The sequence below is a fragment of the Nonomuraea sp. NPDC050404 genome (genome assembly GCF_040655495.1).
Taxonomy (GTDB): Bacteria; Actinomycetota; Actinomycetes; order Streptosporangiales; family Streptosporangiaceae; genus Nonomuraea.
In genome coordinates this window covers 133,833-150,711 of sequence record NZ_JBFAKB010000002.1, presented here as the reverse complement: position 1 = coordinate 150,711, position 16,879 = coordinate 133,833, and the positions used below count along the sequence as shown (strand labels likewise).

21 protein-coding genes are annotated in these 16,879 nt (G+C 71.1%); 7 read left to right on the top strand and 14 right to left on the bottom strand.

The window, feature by feature from the left end:
- Nucleotides 1-7: 7 nt before the first annotated feature.
- From AB0I81_RS05880 to AB0I81_RS05840, 9 genes are all read right to left on the bottom strand, one after another.
- A complete protein-coding gene (locus tag AB0I81_RS05880) occupies nt 8-166 on the bottom strand; it encodes a hypothetical protein (protein WP_360650640.1) in 159 nt (52 codons plus the stop codon).
- A complete protein-coding gene (locus AB0I81_RS05875) occupies nt 163-696 on the bottom strand; it encodes a hypothetical protein (protein WP_360650638.1) in 534 nt (177 codons plus the stop codon). Before AB0I81_RS05875 ends, AB0I81_RS05880 begins: the two co-directional genes overlap by 4 nt.
- A complete protein-coding gene (locus AB0I81_RS05870) occupies nt 686-1,186 on the bottom strand; it encodes a hypothetical protein (RefSeq protein WP_360650635.1) in 501 nt (166 codons plus the stop codon). Before AB0I81_RS05870 ends, AB0I81_RS05875 begins: the two co-directional genes overlap by 11 nt.
- Complete coding sequence (locus AB0I81_RS05865) at nt 1,183-1,932, bottom strand: hypothetical protein (RefSeq protein ID WP_360650632.1); 750 nt, start codon at nt 1,930-1,932, stop codon at nt 1,183-1,185. The genes AB0I81_RS05870 and AB0I81_RS05865 overlap by 4 nt, the downstream gene beginning before the upstream one ends.
- A 466-nt stretch (nt 1,933-2,398) precedes the next feature.
- Nucleotides 2,399-3,709: an L-seryl-tRNA(Sec) selenium transferase gene (gene selA / locus AB0I81_RS05860; RefSeq protein WP_360650629.1), complete on the bottom strand. Its 1,311-nt coding sequence runs from the start codon at nt 3,707-3,709 to the stop codon at nt 2,399-2,401.
- A gap of 316 nt (nt 3,710-4,025) precedes the next feature.
- Entirely contained in the window at nt 4,026-4,472 is a 447-nt protein-coding gene (locus tag AB0I81_RS05855; protein ID WP_360650626.1) for an ester cyclase, read from the bottom strand.
- Nucleotides 4,473-4,502: 30 nt separating this feature from the next.
- The gene (locus AB0I81_RS05850; protein WP_360650623.1) at nt 4,503-4,874 is read right to left on the bottom strand and encodes a DoxX family protein; all 372 of its coding nucleotides are present in this window, start codon (nt 4,872-4,874) and stop codon (nt 4,503-4,505) included.
- A 104-nt stretch (nt 4,875-4,978) separates the two neighbouring features.
- A complete protein-coding gene (locus AB0I81_RS05845) occupies nt 4,979-6,136 on the bottom strand; it encodes a sigma-70 family RNA polymerase sigma factor (protein WP_360650620.1) in 1,158 nt (385 codons plus the stop codon).
- Between the two features lie 2 nt (nt 6,137-6,138).
- Nucleotides 6,139-6,477, bottom strand: a complete 339-nt coding sequence (locus tag AB0I81_RS05840) for a YciI family protein (RefSeq protein ID WP_360650617.1) — start codon at nt 6,475-6,477, stop codon at nt 6,139-6,141.
- 171 nt (nt 6,478-6,648) lie between these two features.
- Between AB0I81_RS05840 and AB0I81_RS05835 the strand changes: the two genes are divergently transcribed.
- Complete coding sequence (locus tag AB0I81_RS05835) at nt 6,649-7,923, top strand: FAD-dependent monooxygenase (protein ID WP_360650614.1); 1,275 nt, start codon at nt 6,649-6,651, stop codon at nt 7,921-7,923.
- A gap of 12 nt (nt 7,924-7,935) precedes the next feature.
- Here the strand turns inward: AB0I81_RS05835 and AB0I81_RS05830 are convergent, their stop codons facing one another.
- A complete protein-coding gene (locus tag AB0I81_RS05830; protein WP_360650611.1) occupies nt 7,936-8,808 on the bottom strand; it encodes a sigma-70 family RNA polymerase sigma factor in 873 nt (290 codons plus the stop codon).
- Nucleotides 8,809-8,928: 120 nt separating this feature from the next.
- Here AB0I81_RS05830 and AB0I81_RS05825 point away from each other — a divergent pair, with 120 nt between their 5' ends.
- From AB0I81_RS05825 to AB0I81_RS05805, 5 genes are all read left to right on the top strand, one after another.
- Nucleotides 8,929-9,318: a VOC family protein gene (locus AB0I81_RS05825; protein WP_360650608.1), complete on the top strand. Its 390-nt coding sequence runs from the start codon at nt 8,929-8,931 to the stop codon at nt 9,316-9,318.
- Between the two features lie 31 nt (nt 9,319-9,349).
- Entirely contained in the window at nt 9,350-9,790 is a 441-nt protein-coding gene (locus AB0I81_RS05820; protein ID WP_360650605.1) for a DoxX family protein, read from the top strand.
- A 65-nt stretch (nt 9,791-9,855) separates the two neighbouring features.
- Nucleotides 9,856-10,131 carry a cytochrome P450 gene (locus tag AB0I81_RS05815; RefSeq protein WP_360650603.1) on the top strand — a complete coding sequence of 92 codons (276 nt, stop codon included), beginning with the start codon at nt 9,856-9,858 and terminating at the stop codon, nt 10,129-10,131.
- 52 nt (nt 10,132-10,183) lie between these two features.
- Nucleotides 10,184-11,419 carry an epoxide hydrolase gene (locus AB0I81_RS05810; protein WP_360650600.1) on the top strand — a complete coding sequence of 412 codons (1,236 nt, stop codon included), beginning with the start codon at nt 10,184-10,186 and terminating at the stop codon, nt 11,417-11,419.
- Nucleotides 11,420-11,639: 220 nt separating this feature from the next.
- Nucleotides 11,640-12,785 (top strand): hypothetical protein, encoded by a 1,146-nt coding sequence (locus AB0I81_RS05805; RefSeq protein ID WP_360650597.1) that lies wholly within the window; start codon nt 11,640-11,642, stop codon nt 12,783-12,785.
- Nucleotides 12,786-12,797: 12 nt separating this feature from the next.
- On the opposite strand, the gene AB0I81_RS05800 is transcribed toward AB0I81_RS05805, so the two are convergent.
- Together AB0I81_RS05800 and AB0I81_RS05795 are read right to left on the bottom strand one after the other, a co-directional pair.
- Nucleotides 12,798-13,217: a beta/gamma crystallin-related protein gene (locus AB0I81_RS05800; RefSeq protein WP_360650594.1), complete on the bottom strand. Its 420-nt coding sequence runs from the start codon at nt 13,215-13,217 to the stop codon at nt 12,798-12,800.
- Nucleotides 13,218-13,306: 89 nt separating this feature from the next.
- Nucleotides 13,307-14,296, bottom strand: a complete 990-nt coding sequence (locus AB0I81_RS05795; RefSeq protein WP_360650591.1) for a DUF5937 family protein — start codon at nt 14,294-14,296, stop codon at nt 13,307-13,309.
- Nucleotides 14,297-14,357: 61 nt separating this feature from the next.
- Here AB0I81_RS05795 and AB0I81_RS05790 point away from each other — a divergent pair, with 61 nt between their 5' ends.
- Entirely contained in the window at nt 14,358-15,590 is a 1,233-nt protein-coding gene (locus tag AB0I81_RS05790) for an MFS transporter (protein ID WP_360650588.1), read from the top strand.
- A 79-nt stretch (nt 15,591-15,669) separates the two neighbouring features.
- Here AB0I81_RS05790 and AB0I81_RS05785 read toward each other — a convergent pair whose 3' ends face one another.
- Together AB0I81_RS05785 and AB0I81_RS05780 are read right to left on the bottom strand one after the other, a co-directional pair.
- Nucleotides 15,670-15,957: a YciI family protein gene (locus AB0I81_RS05785; RefSeq protein ID WP_360650585.1), complete on the bottom strand. Its 288-nt coding sequence runs from the start codon at nt 15,955-15,957 to the stop codon at nt 15,670-15,672.
- A 24-nt stretch (nt 15,958-15,981) separates the two neighbouring features.
- Complete coding sequence (locus tag AB0I81_RS05780; protein ID WP_360650582.1) at nt 15,982-16,878, bottom strand: amidohydrolase family protein; 897 nt, start codon at nt 16,876-16,878, stop codon at nt 15,982-15,984.
- Nucleotide 16,879: the final 1 nt, after the last annotated feature.

Here is a 16,879-nt window from a genome sequence, read left to right as displayed (position 1 = left end):
TGTGGCTTCAAGTGCTGCCCGAGTTGGCGTAGCCCGCGTTGAGGCCCGCCCAGAGGAACATGAGGGCCGCCGGGGCCTTCACCGCCAGGGGCAGCGCCGAGCCGAGTACGATCGGCACGGCCACGACCAGCGGATGAAGGACCCGGCTGCGCAGCGGCTGACTCATACGCCGCACATCGCGATGGTCAGGTCGCGGTGGTAGGTGCCATCACGCCAGGTGACCGTGGTCATGGCGTCGGAGCAGCGCCAGGCGTTGTTCGACCAGCGCCAGGCGTTCCGGCCCGCGCACGTGGTGGTGCGGATGACGTTGGTGTAGCGCTCCTGGTCGGAATAGCCGGGCCGGTGCGTGCGGCTGCCCTCGAAGTGGAAGCCGCCGCTGCACGGATAGGAGCCCATGCGCCAGCCGCCGAAGCAGACGGCCCGGCCGTCGCCCCACCAGTTGTTGCGGCCCTGGGAGTAGTCGCCGTAGGGCGGGTCGCAGTTGCCCGCGGTGTACTCCGACGTCGGGCCGGCCAGGGCGCGGCGGCGCGACAGCGCCCAGTCCAGGGGGACGAGGGTGGCGGCCATGGCCGTGACCGCCAGGCCCTTCATCAGGGTCCTGCGACCGGCGGGCATTTCGGCGATCATGGCGCGGACCCTGCTGCGCGGCGCCCCCTCCGGCGCGGGCCCCATTTCGGGAATCGACTCAAAGCGCATGGTTGCTCCCCGTTGGTAGAAGTTCGCTGAGAAGAGTTGGGATGTCGGTGTCGCCGTACACGAAGCGGCGGTCGAGGACGGCTCCCGCGTCGTCGATGATGGTCAGGCTGGGCGCGTATCCCTCGTACAGCGCCGTCCACAGGTCCGGGTCCGCCAGAACGGTGCCCTCGGTGAAGGCGGAGGCCGCGGCGAGGTCGCCGGTCACCCCGACCACCCGGACGCCCGGCAGGTCGGCGCCCTGCAGGCTCTCCCAGACGCCGTGGCAGATCGCGCAGCCGCCGTCGAGGAGCATCGCCAGCGTCGCCTGCCGCCCGGGTCCGGGAAGCAGCGCGGCGGGCATCTTCACCTCGTCGTCGGCCAGGCGGTCACTGTCAGGGTTCAGCGCGGTCTGCTCCAGGGCCTTGACCCTGGAGTACACGGCGGTCACGGCGATGACCGCGAAGATCGCGATGAGGAGGGAGAGCAGGGACAGGGCGAGCGGCAGGCTCATGCGGCCCACTCGACCCGGACGCCGCCGAGCACGGCGTCGACCATGGCCTGGTCCCGGGAGTTCCTGAGCGCGGCCGCCTCGGTCCCGTCCTTGGGGAACATGACCGTGAAGACCGCGGTCGGGCTGGCGAAGGTGTAGCGCCACTCGTAGGGCGTGCCGGTCAGCGCGGCCTTCTGCTCGGGGTCGAGGGCCAGCGCGTCCTTCCAGACCTCGACGTCGCCCCTCGCCATGCCCTGCCAGTCGGGCAGGGACTCGCGGGCCGTGCGCGCGTCGAGGGCCATGATGAGGACGCGGTCGCTGATCCCGAACACCGAGGTCCCGAACTGCTGCGTGCCTACCTTGAGGCGAGGCGTGACCTTGGCGCCCTCGGGGCCGTCGGCGAACTCGATCGCGGCGGCGAGGGAGTTGAGCACCGACTGGCGCGGCGCGGGCCCGTTGAACCAGGTGGTGGCCTCGTGGTACGGCCCCGCCCAGATCAGGCAGCTGTTGGAGCGGTCGGCCGCCTCGTACAGCCGCAGGTCGTATCCACGGCGGCGGAACGTCTCGGCCCGCCCGCCGGGGAAGATGTGCGTGGGAACGGCCTTGCTGTGACCGGCCGGCGCGAGGCTGAAGGCCCGCAGGAGCCCCGGCGCCGCGATCCGGGTGTGGCCGTGCCATTCCAGGGTTCCCGTCTCCACCGGGAGGTCGATGGTCAGCCGTGCCCCGTCGGCTGCCAGGCGTGTGAGGGCGAAAGTGGAAGTGATCATGTGTCCCCAATCGTCGGGTGCGTCGTTATGCGCACCACCGCATGATCCATGCGAACAGTAAGGTCAGGATTTCTCGACATCAATAGATGTATGGACACTTCGGAGTTCCCGATTATTTGGGCCAGGCCCTATTGCCGGTTCTCCAGAAGCGGCCCGTCGATGACCCCGGCTCACCTTTTTCTAGATCCGTTTCCCGTTTTCGCTCGGATCAGAGCAGGTGAAGTGCGTCGTCAGGCCCGGCGGAAGCTCCCGCTCGTAATTGTTGCGGGCGGCGACATTTGAGGTGCTGATCCGCATGGCTCGACCCATCTCCAACTGCGGTGGGAGTGGTTCCCGTGTTTGCCGGAGGAGTCGGTTCGTGCCGTATATTTAATGCTTTCGGGTCGCAGTTGAAATGGCCTACGAATTGTTGTCAGGTTCAAGGCGCCGGCCTGCCGTGCTACTCGGGTCGGAGTGGCCGTCGCACTCACTCCGCTGCCGGCACGGCATGAACGCTCGCCAGCAGCGCGTCGTCGTGATCGGCCGGCACCGCGCGCAGGTCGAGCAGGCATCGGTCGTTCTCCACACGGGCCAGTACGGGCGGCTCCGCCCGGCGCAGCGCGGCGGCCATGCGCCCGTCCAGCGCGACGGCGGCGCTCGGCAGCACGACCCCGGGCGCCCCACCGCCGCCGACCACGCTCTGGGTGTCGACGGCCTCGGCGTCGATCCCCTCGCCGCGCAGCCGCGCCGCCAGGCGTTCGGCGCGGGACCTCAGCGTGGCGTGATCGGCGTGCAGGCACTCCCAGGTCGGGGTCGGCGGGCCGGCGACCGTGGCCTCCAGGGCCGCCAGCGTGATCTTGTCCACCCGCAGCGCGCGGGCGAGCGGATGGCGGCGCAGCCGGTCCACGAGGGCGGCGCGGCCGAACAGCAGCCCGCACTGAGGGCCGCCGAGGAGCTTGTCCCCGCTGGTGGTGACGAGGTCCGCGCCCTCTTTCAACCAGCTCGCGACGTCGGGCTCACGGGGCAGCAGCGGCTCGGGAGTCAGCAGCCCGGAGCCGGCATCGCCGACGAGCGGGATTCCGCGCTCCCGGCACAACTCCGACAGCCGCGCCACCGGGACGTCGGCCGTGAAGCCCTCGATCCGGTAGTTGGACGGGTGCACCTTCAGCACCATGCCCGTCCGCGGCCCGATAGCGCCGGCGTAGTCGGCGAGGGCGGTGCGGTTGGTCATGCCGACCTCACGCAGCCGCGCCCCCGTGGAGGCGAGCAGGTCGGGCAGGCGGAACCCGTCGCCGATCTCGATCAGCTCCCCTCGGCTGATCACGATCTCGGCTCCGGCCGCCAGCGTGGTGGCCGCCAGCACGAGCGCGGCGGCGTTGTTGTTCACCACGTGCACGGCCTCCGCCGCGGGGACCGCGGCCGCCAGCGCGGCCAGCGCGGTACGTCCCCGCCTGCCCCGGCCGCCCGTGCCGAGGTCGAGCTCGACGTCGGTGACCCCGGCGGCCCGTTCCACCGCCCGGCGGGCGGCGGCCGACAGCGGGGCGCGGCCCAGATTGGTGTGCAGCAGCACGCCGGTGGCGTTGATCACCGGCCGCAGGCCGGAGGCGGCGGCGGGCAGCGACGCCAGCACCGCGGTCAGGACCTCCGCGGGCGCGAGTGCTCCGTCCCTGGCGCGCTGCTGCGCCGCGACGATCGCGGCTTTGACCCGGGCGTCGCCGAGCCGCCGCCGCGCCTCGACCAGCCGGGGTTCGGCGAGCAGCGTGTCCGTCCGTGGAATGGATCGACGATGGTCCGCCACGCTAAGGACGTCCGATCACCGTGCGGAGCACAAGATCCCCGGGCCTTGTACGGGGCTGATCACGCACCATATGATCACCGGCCTTCCGGCGGCATGGGGAGAGGGTGGGCGCCGACATCCGGGCAACGTGGATCGGGGCGGACGGAGCCCAAGTCATTCAACAGCTCCGTCGGCGCGGGAATCAACCGCAAAAGCGGATGGCTCACCCCGCCCGGCCCACGCCACCGCGCGGGCCGGGCGGGGTGAGCCATCCGCCCCCAAGATGATCCGGCCCGCGACGCGGTACGACCGCCCTGCCTCAGGCACCGACCTCCAGTTACGCCCCCGGTCCGGGGAACGCGCCGAGTTGCCGCATCACCGACATGACATCGACGACCGCCCACGTCTCGGCGATCCGGCCGTCGGCGAAACGGGCGATGATGACCTCCTTGTAGGTGACGGACCTGCCGGTCGGTGGCACGCCCATGTACTCACCCCGGTGCGTCCCGGTGACCGTGTTCCTGGCGACCACCCGGTCCCCTTCCGCGATCACGTCCTCGATCTCGACGTGCAGGTCGGGGAAGGCGCGGTGCAGCACCGTGAGAACCTCCTTCAGCGCCTGCGTCCCCTTCGTCTCGATCGGCAGCGGCGTGCCGATCCGCACGTCCGGGTGGACGACCTCGTCGATCGTCCTGGAAAGGGTCTCCTCGTCGCCGGAGCTCACGGCGGCGTGGAAGCGGCGCAGCGCTTCCTTGTTGCGGGCCGGTTCGGTGATGGTCGACATGTGCTCTCTCCTCGGATTCATGGGGATGTGTCACCCGGCGTAGGGGCCGAACCGGCCCCAGACGACGAGCGCGGTCAGTGCGAAAAGGATGAAGGTGGCCGGCAGCCCGGACAGTTCCCTGCGGCGGAGGTGCAGGGCGGCCGCCAAGAGCATCATCAGCGCCAGCCCGGCCGCCGCGATCGGCGTCAGGACGGGCGCGATCCCGGTGAGGGCGGGCACGATCAGCCCGATCGCACCGAGCATCTCCACCACGCCGATGAGCCGCACCGCCCCCTGGGAGAACGTCTCCATCCACGGGTACTTGCCGACCAGCTCATCCTTCGGCCGGGCGAGCTTCGTCAGGCCGGACATGCCGAAGGAGGCGGCAAGGAGCGCCTGCACGACCCACAGGAACACGTTCATCGAGGTGCCCCACCGGGGGCTTCCGTCCGGAGACCGGAAATGTTGTCGCTCATACCCAGGCGACGAACGGGATGCCTCCCGGGGGACACCCAGGACCCGGGGAATCAGAGCTGTTCGAGCCGGTGGGTCAGGAATCGCCGTTCGGGCGTCGAGGTGGCCAGGTCGAGGGCGCGGCGGTAGGCCGTCCCGGCCTCGGCGCCGCGGCCGAGGCGGCGCAGCAGCTCACCACGGGTGGAGTGGAAGTAGAGGTAGTCGTCCAGGCCGAGGCGGTCAACGGCGCGCAGCGCCGCGCCGGGGTCGCCGGCCTGGGCGATCGCCACGGCGCGGTTGAGCTCGACCACCGGGGAGCCGGTGAGGGCGGCCAGCCGGCCGTACAACTCGGCGATCTGCGGCCAGTCGATCCGCTCGCGGGACTGCAACGACGCGATCGCGGCCTGGACGACGTAGGCCCCGCGCCCGCCCAGCGCCATCGCCCGGTCCAGCACCGCCCGGCCCGCCGCGATCTGGCCCGTGTCCCACAACGAACGGTCCTGGTCGTCGAGCAGTACGAGGTCCTCGCCGGAGAACCGGGCCCGCCGCCGGGCGTGGTGGAACAACATCAGCGCCAGCACCCCGTGCACCTCCGCCTCCTGCGGCATCAGCGCGGCCAGCAGCCACCCCAGGCGGATGGCCTCGGCCTCCAGGTCGACCCGGCCCCGGTAGCCCTCGTTGTAGATCAGGTAGAGGACGGCGAGCACCGCGTCCACGCGTTCGGGCAGCAGCCGCGCCTCCGGGACCGCGAACGGGATCCCGGTCGCCTTGATCTTGGCCTTGGCGCGGGTCAGCCGCCGTTTCATGGTCTCCTCGGGGACCAGGAACGCGCGGGCGATCTCGCCGGTGTCCAGCCCTCCGAGCGTCCGCAGCGTGAGCGCCACCTGCCCCTCCAGCGGCAGCGCCGGATGACAGCAGGTGAAGATCAGTTCGAGCCGTTCGTCCTTGATCGGTGTGTCGTCGAACTCGTCCACGATGGCCTCCGGCGCCGGCAGCAGATGGAGCTTGTCGGCCAGGGTGCGCTCCCTGCGGAGCCGGTCGATCGCCCGGTTGCGGGCCGTCGTCACCAGCCACGCGACCGGCGTGTCCGGCACACCGGCCGCGGGCCAGCTCCGCGCGGCGATGGCGAACGCCTCCTGCGCGGCCTCCTCGGCCCGATCGAAGTCACCGAGGAACCCGACCAGCGAGGCCAGCACCCGGCCCCACTCGTCGCGGAACACCTCCTCCAGCACACTCAGAACCGCATCACCGGCCTGACCTCCACCGTGCCGCCGTGCCTGGCGGCCGGGATCCGCGCCGCCAGCTCGATCGCCTCGTCCAGGTTGTCGGCCTCGACCAGGCAGAATCCGCCGAGCACCTCCTTGGTGTCGGCGAACGGGCCGTCGGTCATCAGCGTCCGGCCGCCGCTCACCCGCACGCAGGTCGCCGTCTCGGCGGACTGCAACTGGGTGGCGCCGACATAACTCCCCTCGTCGGTCAGCGCGAAATACTCCGCGTACGTCGCCTCCCGCTCGGCCTCGGGCAGGGCCTCCAGGTAGCCGGGCTCGGCGTAGATCATCAGGGCGTACCGCATCGCAACCTCCGTCTCGGTTCTTGACGAACGAGCAACCCCTCAGGGGACACTTTCCGCCATTTTCCCGTCCTGCCGGCGCGGCGGGAGACGCATATCACACGTCGCCGATGTCCCAGGCGGGCCGGGCCGTTTCGTCTCGGGGGTGACAGCGAACCGGCAAGGGAGTTCACCATGGACGCAAGCGACAACGCCGGCCGCCGGGCTCTGGTGGTCGGGCTGGGCATCAGCGGGATCGCGGCCGCGCTGCGGCTGCGGCAGATCGGCTGGACGCCGGTCATCGTCGAGCGGGCCGCCGCCCGGCGCTCGGGCGGATACTTCATCGCGCTGTTCGGCGCGGGGCGGGCCGCCGCATCTCGCCTGGGCATCCTGGACGGGCTGACCGACCGCGACCCGGCCGGCGGCGCGTACGACATCGACCGGGCGGGGAGGCGCCGCCCCGGACTGAGCTTCAAGGACTTCCCCGGCCAGCCGTGGATGATGACCCGCGGGGACGTGGAGGAGGCGGGCTTCGCCGCGCTGCCGCCTGACGTCGAGATCCGGTACGCCACCGTGCCGACCCGGATCGAGCAGGACGCCGGCGGGGTGGAGGTCACCCTGGCCGACAACGCCGCGGGGACCGAGACCACCGAGCGCTTCGACCTGGTAGTCGGCGCGGACGGGCTGCGTTCGACGGTGCGGCGGCTGGTGTTCGGGCCGGACGAGCGGTACCTGAGCCCGATGAACTGCATGGCGGTGGCCTTCCAGTTGCCCGGCGCGCTGCCCGGCCACGACCTGGGCGACTGCGTCATCCTGATGGAGCACCGGCGGTCGATGTGGATCTTCCCGTTCAAGGACCGCCCGCCGACCGTGCTGCTGAGCTACCGCACCGACGACGTGGCCGCCGAGTTCGCCCGGCCGATGGCCGCGCGGGTGCGCGAGGCGTACGGCCCCGAGCCGACCGGCGCGTCCCTGGGCGCGGCGCTGGACGCGCTGGAGTCGGCCGACCATGTCCTGTTCGACTCCGTCGAGCAGGTGCACATGGACCGCTGGCACCGTGGCAGGGTGGTGCTCGTCGGCGACGCGGCCTGGTGCGTGACGTTGTACGCCGGAATGGGCGCCTCCACCGGCCTGGCCGGGGCCGACCTGCTGGGCACGATGCTGGCCAGGCACCCGCGCAGTGTGACCGAGGCGCTGGCGCGATGGGAGCGGCGCCTGCGCCCCTCCATCGACGACCTCCAGGGCAACGGGCTGCAGATGCGCAGCCTGTTCGTCCCGGCCACCCGCGTGGAACTGGCGCGGCGCCAGGTGCTGGTACGCGCGGGCAAACTGCCGGTGATCTCCCGGTTCTTCACCAGGTGGCGGGAGAAGGCCGGCCGCATGAAGGAGACCGACTTCGCCCACCCCGACTTCGCCCACCCCGACTTCGGCCACCCCGACTTCGGCCCCGACCGTCTCGCACACGCCTGAGACCCGTGCGGGTCAGCGCCGTTCCTTGTCTCCGGCGGTGAGAAGGACGATGTCGAGGTCGCGGAGCCGGTCGGGGTCGGTGTCGATGTCGACGCGGGTGATCCTCCCGTCGTGGACGGTGAACGCGAAGACCGCCTTTGGCCGGCCGAGATGCGACCATACGGCCGCCGGTACGCCATCGACCAGGGCGAGCCTGGCGGCCTCGGCCCGCCCGGAGAAGAAGTCGGCCACCGCCCGGCCGCCACGCAGGTCGCCCGCCACGGCGTCCGGATCGAGCAGTTCGAGCAGGGCGGCGAAGTCCCCGGTCCTGGCGGCGGCCAGGAATGCCTCGACGATCTCCCGCTTGGCCGATCGCGCGGCGTCGGACGCGTCTGCGGCCCCCTGCACCCTGCGCCGGGCCCGGCTGGCGAGTTGCCGTGCCGCCGCCGGGGAACGGTCGATGATGGCGCCGATCTCGGCGAACGACACGGCGAAGACGTCGTGCAGGACGAACGTGAGCCGCTCGGCCGGCGTGAGCGTGTCCAGCACCACCGTCAGCGCGACCCCGACAGAATCGGCGAGCAGCGCCTCGTCCTCGGGGCCGGCCCGGCCGGCCGGGTGCGTGCCCGTGTGCGCTCCGGCCGGTTCGGGCGGCAGCGCCCCGGCCGATTCCTCACGCCGGTTCCGGCGTGCCTCCAGCATGTTCAGGCAGACCCGGGCGACGACCGTGGTCAGCCACCCTCCCGGATTCTCCACCTGCGCGGTGCCCGCGCGGGTGACCCGCAGCCACGCTTCCTGCACCGCGTCCTCGGCCTCACCGGGGGAGCCGAGCATCCGGTAGGCCAGCGCGTGCAAGCGGTCGTGGTGTTCGGCGAACCGTTCGCTCACCCAGTCCTGCTCGGCCATGTGTCACATTCCTCCGTTTCGCCGGTCATACCAATGTGACCGGCGTACCCGTGCCGATGTGACATCCGGGCCCCGGCCCGGCTGTCCGGCACATCCACCGCAATCAAACAGGAGAGAACCGTGTCACTTCAGGTGAGCGCCATCATGCTCGGCGTCAAGGACCTGGCCCGCGCCAAGAAGTTCTATGCGGCCCTGGGCTGCGAGATCGATACCGACACGCGTGGCTTCGTCTCGTTCAGCCTGGGCGAGGGATCCCCGCGGCTGGCTCTGTACGAATGGGAGGCGGCGGCCAAGGACGCCGGCGTCTCCGCCGAGGGCTCCGGCTTCCGCGGCGCCTCCTTCCACTTCAACCCGGACTCCCGGGAGGTCGTGGACGCGATGATGCGCGACGCGGTGGCCGCCGGCGGCAGCGTGGTCAAGGAGGCGGCCCCTGCCCAGTGGGGCGGCTACTTCGGCTACTTCAGCGACCCGGACGGCTATCTGTGGAAGGTCACCACGTACGGCTCCTGACGCGCCCCGATCATTCATGAAAGGACAACGCATGACCGCCCGAGTCTGGCCGAGGCGCCTGATAACCGGTCTGTACTGGTTCTGGGCCCTCCAGTTCGCGCTGGGAGCCATCACCAAGTACTGGCCCGGCGAAACGTTCTTCGGCCCGCCCTACTCGATGAAGTTCGCCGACTGGGGTTACCCGTCCTGGATGCGTTTCGTCATCGGCGGCCTGGAAGGCGTCAGCGCCATCCTGCTGGTGATCCCCAGCAGGCGGACCCGCTTCGTGGGCGCCACCATACTGGCGTTCGTGCTCACCGGAGCGGTCACGACGCACATCATCAATCACGACGTGTTGTCCCAGAGCTGGGCCGCGCCGACCCACCTCGTCATCGCCGGCGCCGTCGCACTGGCCAACTGGCCGGCCGACTGGCGAGAGCTCCTGCGGCGTGCCGTCCCGCCCACGACCCGGGCGGCGCCTATGACGGAGTGACACCGGCTCGTCCCTTCCGGCCCGGTTCAGCGGCGCCCGCACCCCGCTCCGCGGCGGGGGCGCTGGTGATCTGCTCGCTTCCCGCCGCCAACCGCGACCACTCCTTCGTGGACGACCCGGACCGGCTCGACGTCACCCGGGAGGCCGCCGGCCATGTCGCGTTCGGCCACGGCGTGCACCACTGTCTCGGCGCGCCGCTGGCCCGGATGGAGCTGCGCATGGCCCTGCCCGCCCTGTTCCGGCGCTTCCCCGGCCTCGCCCTGGCCGACCCCTACGAGCGTACGGACTTCAGGAGGTTCAGCGTGGTGTTCGGCCTGAACTCCCTCCGGGTGACCTGGTGAGCGGCCGCCGTATCGTTGAAGCCGCTTCCCGGACGCCAGTTAGGAACCACGCATGACCACGCCGCACGCCTTCCCCCTGGAACCCACCCCGATCCACGTGCCCGACAAGGTCCTCGACGACCTGCGCGCCCGTCTCACCTTGACCCGCCCGCCGCTGGACGAGGGGAACGAGGACTGGTCGTACGGCGTCCCGGACAGTTATCTCCGTGAGCTGGTCGCCCACTGGCGCGACACCTACGACTGGCGCGGGGCCGAGGCCGCCATCAACGCCTACGAGCACTACGAGGTGAGCGTCGCCGGCGTCCCGGTGCACTTCATGCGCAAGCCCGGCCGCGGCCCCCGCCCGATCCCGTTGATCCTCACCCATGGCTGGCCGTGGACGTTCTGGCACTGGTCGAAGGTGATCGACCCGCTCGCCGACCCGGCCGCGTACGGCGGTGACCCCGCCGACGCGTTCGACGTCATCGTGCCGTCCCTGCCCGGCTTCGGCTTCCCCGGGCCGCTCGCCGGCTTCCCCGACGTCAACTTCTGGAAGGTCTCCGACCTCTGGCACATCCTGATGACCGAGACCCTGGGATATGAGAAGTACGCCGCCGGGGGTTGCGACATCGGCGGGATCGTCTCCAGCCAGCTCGGCCACAAGTACGCCGACGAGCTGTACGGCATCCACATCGGCTCCGGGCTGCCGCTCGACTTCTTCACCGGCCCCCGGGCCTGGGACTTCGCCAGGAACCGGCCACTCACCGACGACCAGCCCGCCGACGTCCGCGCCCGCATCATCGAGCTGGACCACCGCTCGGCGACCCACCTCAATGTGCACATGCTCGACGGCGCCACCCTGGCCCACGGGCTGAGCGACTCACCCGCCGGGCTGCTCGCCTGGCTGCTGGAGCGCTGGAACGCCTGGAGCGACAGCGGCGGCGACGTCGAGTCCGTCTTCACCAAGGACGACCTGCTCACCCACGCCACGATCTACTGGGTGAACAACTCCATCGCCACGTCGATGCGGTACTACGCCAACGCCAACCGCTACCCCTGGACCCCCGCCCACGACCGTGTCCCGGTCGTGCAGGCCCCGGTCGGCCTCACCTTCGTCACGTACGAGAACCCGCCCGGCATCCACACCGCGGACGAACGCGTCCGGGCCTTCGAGAGCGGCCCGCAGGCCGCCTGGTTCAACCACGTCAACGTCAACGCGCACGACCACGGCGGCCACTTCATCCCCTGGGAGAACCCCGGCGCCTGGGTGAGCGACCTGCGCCGCACCTTCCGCGACCGCAGGCCGTGAAAGACCCCGCCGATCCGAACACGAACCGAGCGAAGGGCAAGGATTGACCCAACGATGCGTATGGGCACGTGCACAAGCCTCAAACGGCCGAGGCCGCTGCATGACCATGGCGAGGCAGACGAACCCTGTTTTCTGGTTTCGATCCGGAGCCCCGGCGGCACGTTGATCTCCCAGCTCAGCCGGGCCACCTGCCGTTTTACGAGCCCCCGGAGACTGAACGATGGCAGAAGTGATGAGCGGAGCGGACGCCGGCCGTTGTCCGCCGCAGCCGAACACGAACCGGGCGGGCGCGAGCGCGGTCCAGCGCGGGCACGGGTTGTGGTGGGCGATCATCGTGATCACCGGGACCACGTCCATGGCGTTGAACGTCGTGCACGCGGTCGTGTACCGGCAGGGCTCCATCGTCGGGGACGGCGCCGTGATCGATTTGTCCCAGGGCGGGCGGATCGTCCTGGGGGTGGTCGCGGGCGTGCTGCCGGTCCTCATGGGCGGGCTGCTGAGCCACTCGTTCGCCGTCACCTCGCCCACGCTGGTCCGGCTGGCGGTGGCGAAACTGTTCACCTTGGGGATGGGCATGAGTTTGTCGGCGCAGGTGGAGCTGCTCACACCCGTGATCGGCTGGCTGCGGGCGCTGGGCACGGCGATCATCATTGATGTGTCGGCCCTGCTGAGCCTGTTCATGATCGAGTACGGGAACAGGGTGCGGAAGGCGGCCGATCGGCGGGCGGCCGAACGTTCGGCCACTCAGCGGCAGGCGGCCGAGCAGGCACGCCGTGAGTCGGAGACGGCCAAGAGGCGGCAGGAGGAGCGGGCGTCGGCCGAACGCCTGGCGGCCGAGCAGCGGGCGGCGGCCGAGGCCCAGGCGGCCAGGGCCGAGGCCGAGAGGCTGGCGGCCGCCGAGCGGGCGGCGGTGGAGCGGTGCGCGGTCGAGCGCGCGGAGGCCGAGCGGCAGACGGCCGTCGCGCGAGCCGAGGCCGATCAGCGCGCGGCCGAGCGTGCGGAGGCCGAGCGGCTGGCAGCCGAGCAGCGGGCGGCAGAACGCGAACGTGCCCAGCGCGCGGCCGCCCAGCGCGAGGCCCTCCAGCGCGACGCGTTCCAGCGCCAGGCCAGGGCCGAACGCCGCCAGGCGGTGCGCAGGGCCTGGGCGGAACGGCTCGCCGAGCACGGTCCCGCCGCGGACGAAGGCGACGATCTTCCGCCGGAGCAGAAGGAAACGATCATCCGCGCGGAGTACGGGACGGATTCCGCGATCACGGCGGCGGCGGTGGCCGCCACGGTGATCGCGGCCGGCGGCCAGATGTCGGAGCCACGCGCGCGGGCGATCCTGGCCAAGATCCGCCGCGAGGCGGCCGACGGCCCCGCCTGACCCCCTCGACCGTCAGAGGGTGTTGCTCAGGAACATGGGGAAGTTGAAGCAGTTCGGGCCGATGAGCCTCTGGACCGAGGAGATGGTGTCGCCGAACTGCCACCACCTGTGGTGCAGGTCGGGGATGGACTGGCCGGGAAGGACGCAGTAGGCACGGCCGCCGTTGGCGTCGTGCTGGTAGACGACCCAGGCCGAGGTGCCGGTCACCTGGAGGGAACTGGCCCGGTCTTCGCTGCCGGTGGAGGAGAGGTTGCCGTTGGACTCGGTGAAGGACCAGTTGGTTCCGCCCAGGGACTGGTTCTGACCGAGAGTGAGCGTCCCGACCATGGACCGGCCGCCGCCCGCGGTCCCGGTGGCCTGGACGGGCGCGGCGGTCGTCAGTGCCGCCACGGCGGCTGCCGAGGCCAGGATGATCGTCAGGTGCTTGCGCATGAGATGCCTCCTCTTGAGGATGATGGTCACCAAGAGGGGCGTTCCATGGTGTTCCACGTGTTCCATCACAGCGCCATCCCTGGAACATCTCACGTCGTCCCGGGCTTCACGGCATGCGGTGCCAGGAGGGCCTCGGCCGCCGCCGTGCGGGCGTACAGGACGTACCTGCCCGTGCGGTGTGCCGTACACAGTCCCGCTCTGCGCAGCGCGGTGAGGTGCTGGTTGACGCCGGGCTCGGAGAGGCCGGCGCGCTGGGCCAGGTCGCGGGTGTGCGCCGGCTGGTCGAGCTCGGCCAGCAGCCTGGCGCGCGTCCTGCCGAGGACGGCGGCCAGGGCCTCGGGAGGCTCGACCTCGCGGCGCTCCCAGAGCGTGGCGATGCCGCGCGGGGGATAGCGGACCGTCGGCTGGTACGGCGGCGTGGTGACGGAGAAGACCCTGGGCGAGGCGAACACGCACGGCACCAGCAGCAGCCCCAGCCCGCGCAGCGTGCGCACGCCCGACACGAAGCGGTGCTTGATGCGCAGCGTCCCGTCCCGCCAGGTGACGGTGTCGTCGAGGTCGGCCAGCATGCGCTGGATGCCGCCCTCCGCCAGCAGCCTGGCGCGGTGCAGGATCTCCCCCTCCAGCAGGGAACGGACGCGCGGCCAGTACGGTGCCATGGCGGCCTCCCAGTAGCCCTCGACCTCCTTCGCCAGCCGTTCGAGCCCCTCTTCCGGCCGGTCATAGAGCGCCCGCACGTGTTTCGTGCGCGGACCGGGGATCTCCTCCAGGTCCGAGCGGACCCGGCCGGCCGCGCCGCGCATCGTGGCGAGTTCGAGGTCGAGGTCGGGCATGGAGGTGGCCGGCGGGGTGCAGGTGAAGCCGGCGATGGAGATGGTGGGCACGGGCACGAGGTCGGACAGCAGCCGCCAGTCCACGTCCCGCAGGCGGCGGCGCACCTGGTCGGCCCAGGGGCGCAGAAGGGGGTGCGCCCGCGGGTTCTTCACCACCCTGACGCTGGCCACGACCTCGCCCAGCGGGGAGACGGCGAAGCGGGTGTTGGCGACGTCGTGGGTGGTGAACGCCAGGTCCAGGGTCACTGGATTAGCTTCTCACTTAATTGATAGCCCTATAGCGCGAAATTTCCGCACTCTGACGGACATGTCCACCTCAGTCGCACAAGAGCCGCCGCCGCTGCTGCGTTCCCGCGGATTCCGCAACCTCTACGTCGCCGCCGCGATCAACCAGTTCGGCAGCCAGATCAGCTACGTCGCGCTGCCCCTGCTCGCCGTGACCGCGCTGGGCGCGGGAGCCGGACAGGTCGGGCTGCTGGCCGCGCTCGGCACCGTGACGGTGCTGCTCGTCGGGCTGCCCGCCGGCGCCTGGGTGGACCGGGTGAGGCGGCGGCCGGTGATGATCGCCACCGATCTCGTACGGGCCTGCGTGTTGTTGTCGGTGCCGGTGGCGTGGTGGGGCGGATGGTTGTCCATGGGGCAGCTCTACGCGGTGGCCGTGCTGGTGGGGGCGGCGTCGCTGCTGTTCGACGTGGCGTCCATGAGCCTCGTTCCCGGGCTGGTGGGGCGTGAGCGGCTGACGTCCGCGAACTCGCTGCTGGTGGGGACGGGCTCGGGGATGGACATCGCGGGCCGCAGCGCCGCCGGGGTGCTGGTGCAGGTGGTGGGCGCGCCGATGGCCGTACTGGTGGACGCGCTGAGCTACCTGTGGTCGGCGATCTGGCTCCGCGGCGTCCCCGAGCCCGCGGTCACGGGGACGGCGGGCGTACGCGAGCCGTTCGCGCGGCAGATCTCGGCCGGTGTGCGCTTCCTGTTCGGCAACCCGGTGCTGGTGGCGGCGCTCATGCAGGGGACGATGGCCAACCTGGCCTTCCCGCTCTGCTCGGTGCTGCTGCCCATCCTGATCGTCGACGAGCTGGGCTACCCGGAGTGGGTGCTCGGCGCCTACCTCGCCGTCGGCGGGCTCGGCACGCTGGCGGGCTCCGCGACCGCTCACCTGATCGGCCGCCGCCTCGGCACCGGCCGCGCCACCCTGATCGTCAGCATGGCCACCGCCCCGGCCTCACTCGTGATCCCGCTGCTGGACCGGGGCCCGTGGTTGTGGGCCGCCGCGGGGGCGTGGTTCGTGCTGACGTTCCGTACGGGCGTCAACAACGTGCTGCTGGTCAGCCTGCGGCAGCGCGTCACCCCCGATGACCTGCTGGGACGGATGACGGCCACGATGCGACTGCTGCTCATGGGAGCGGTCGGGCTGGGCGGTCTGCTGGCGGGCGCGTTCGGCGAGATCTGGGGAGTGCGCGCCGCGCTCCTGGCGGGCGCCCTGATCATGGCGGTGAGCTGGCTCCCGATCCTGCTGTCCCCACTACGCCACCAGCCCTGAGCGCCACGCGCGGAGCCGGTTGGGTGGCGGCGGGGGACTACGTTTCCTCAGTGTGACCGCCCGCCGCCTCCCGCATCGATCAGCTCGGCCCGGAGTCGAGTGAGCCGACCGTCACCCGCCACTCGCGCAACTGGCGATCCTTGGTGACCTGCAACTGTGTGTAGGGGTCCTGGTCGACGAGTGCCTGCGCCGCGGTCTCGTCCTCCGCACGCAGGACGATCATGCCGGCCGTCAGGTCCGTGAAGGGGCCGGCCGCGACGACGCTGCCCTGTTCCCAGAGCTTGTTCAGATGGGCGACATGGTCATCGCGGCGCTCAGCTCGCAGTGGAGTGTCGTTGTAGCCGTAGGTCAGGACGAACAGGGCCATGACTGGATACTTCCTTTCGGTGGGTCAGCCGCCCAGCCCGTACACCCGCCGCGCGGTGCCGGCGAAGATGGCGTGCTGGTCGGCGGGTGGGAGGTGGGACAGGGCGTCCTGCCAGGTGGTGACCAGTTGCGGCATGGTGGTCCAGAGTTTCTCGACCGGGAAGTTGGTGCCGAACATGGCGCGGCCGGCGCCGAACCAGCCGAGCACCTCGCGGGCGACCGAGGAGATGAGGTCCGGATCCACGCAGTGGACGAAGGTGCCCTGGCCGGTGAGTTTGACGACGATGTTCGGCAGTTCGGCCAGCGCGGCCATGCCGGAGCGCCACTGTCCGGCGTATTCGGGGCCGATGAGCATGCCCGCGTGCACGAGGACGAAGGTGACGTCGGGGAAGGCCGCCACCAGATCGGCCGCGTCCGGCATCTGCTCGGGGAAGACCTGCAGCTCGAACAGCCAGCCGAGGTCGGCGAGCGTGCCGATGTTCTTGCGGAGCACCGGATCCCGCATGCGGTCGGGCGCGGTGGCGAAGCGGAACTCCGGGCGCTCGTGCCAGTGCAGTTGCTGCCGGACACCCCGGACCAGCGGTGTGATCGCGGCCTGCCGTCGCATGACCTCCGGGGCGTCCTCGTCGAACAGGTCGGCCGCGCCGACGAACGCCGACGGCCGGCCCGTCTCCCGGTGCACCTCGTGCAGCCAGCGCACCTCGTCCACGACCCGGTCGAGCGGCCAGTTCGTCTGCACGTAGACCGACTCGCCGATGCCCGAGGCCGCGGCGTCGGCGAGGTACTCCTCGATCAGGTAGTCCCGCCTGATCGCCTCGTACGGGCCGAAGATCCGCGGCACCATCGGGCCGGACAACCACGGCAGGTCCGCGGCCCGCCAGATGTGATGGTGGCAGTCCACGATGTCGCCCGTGTAGCGCATG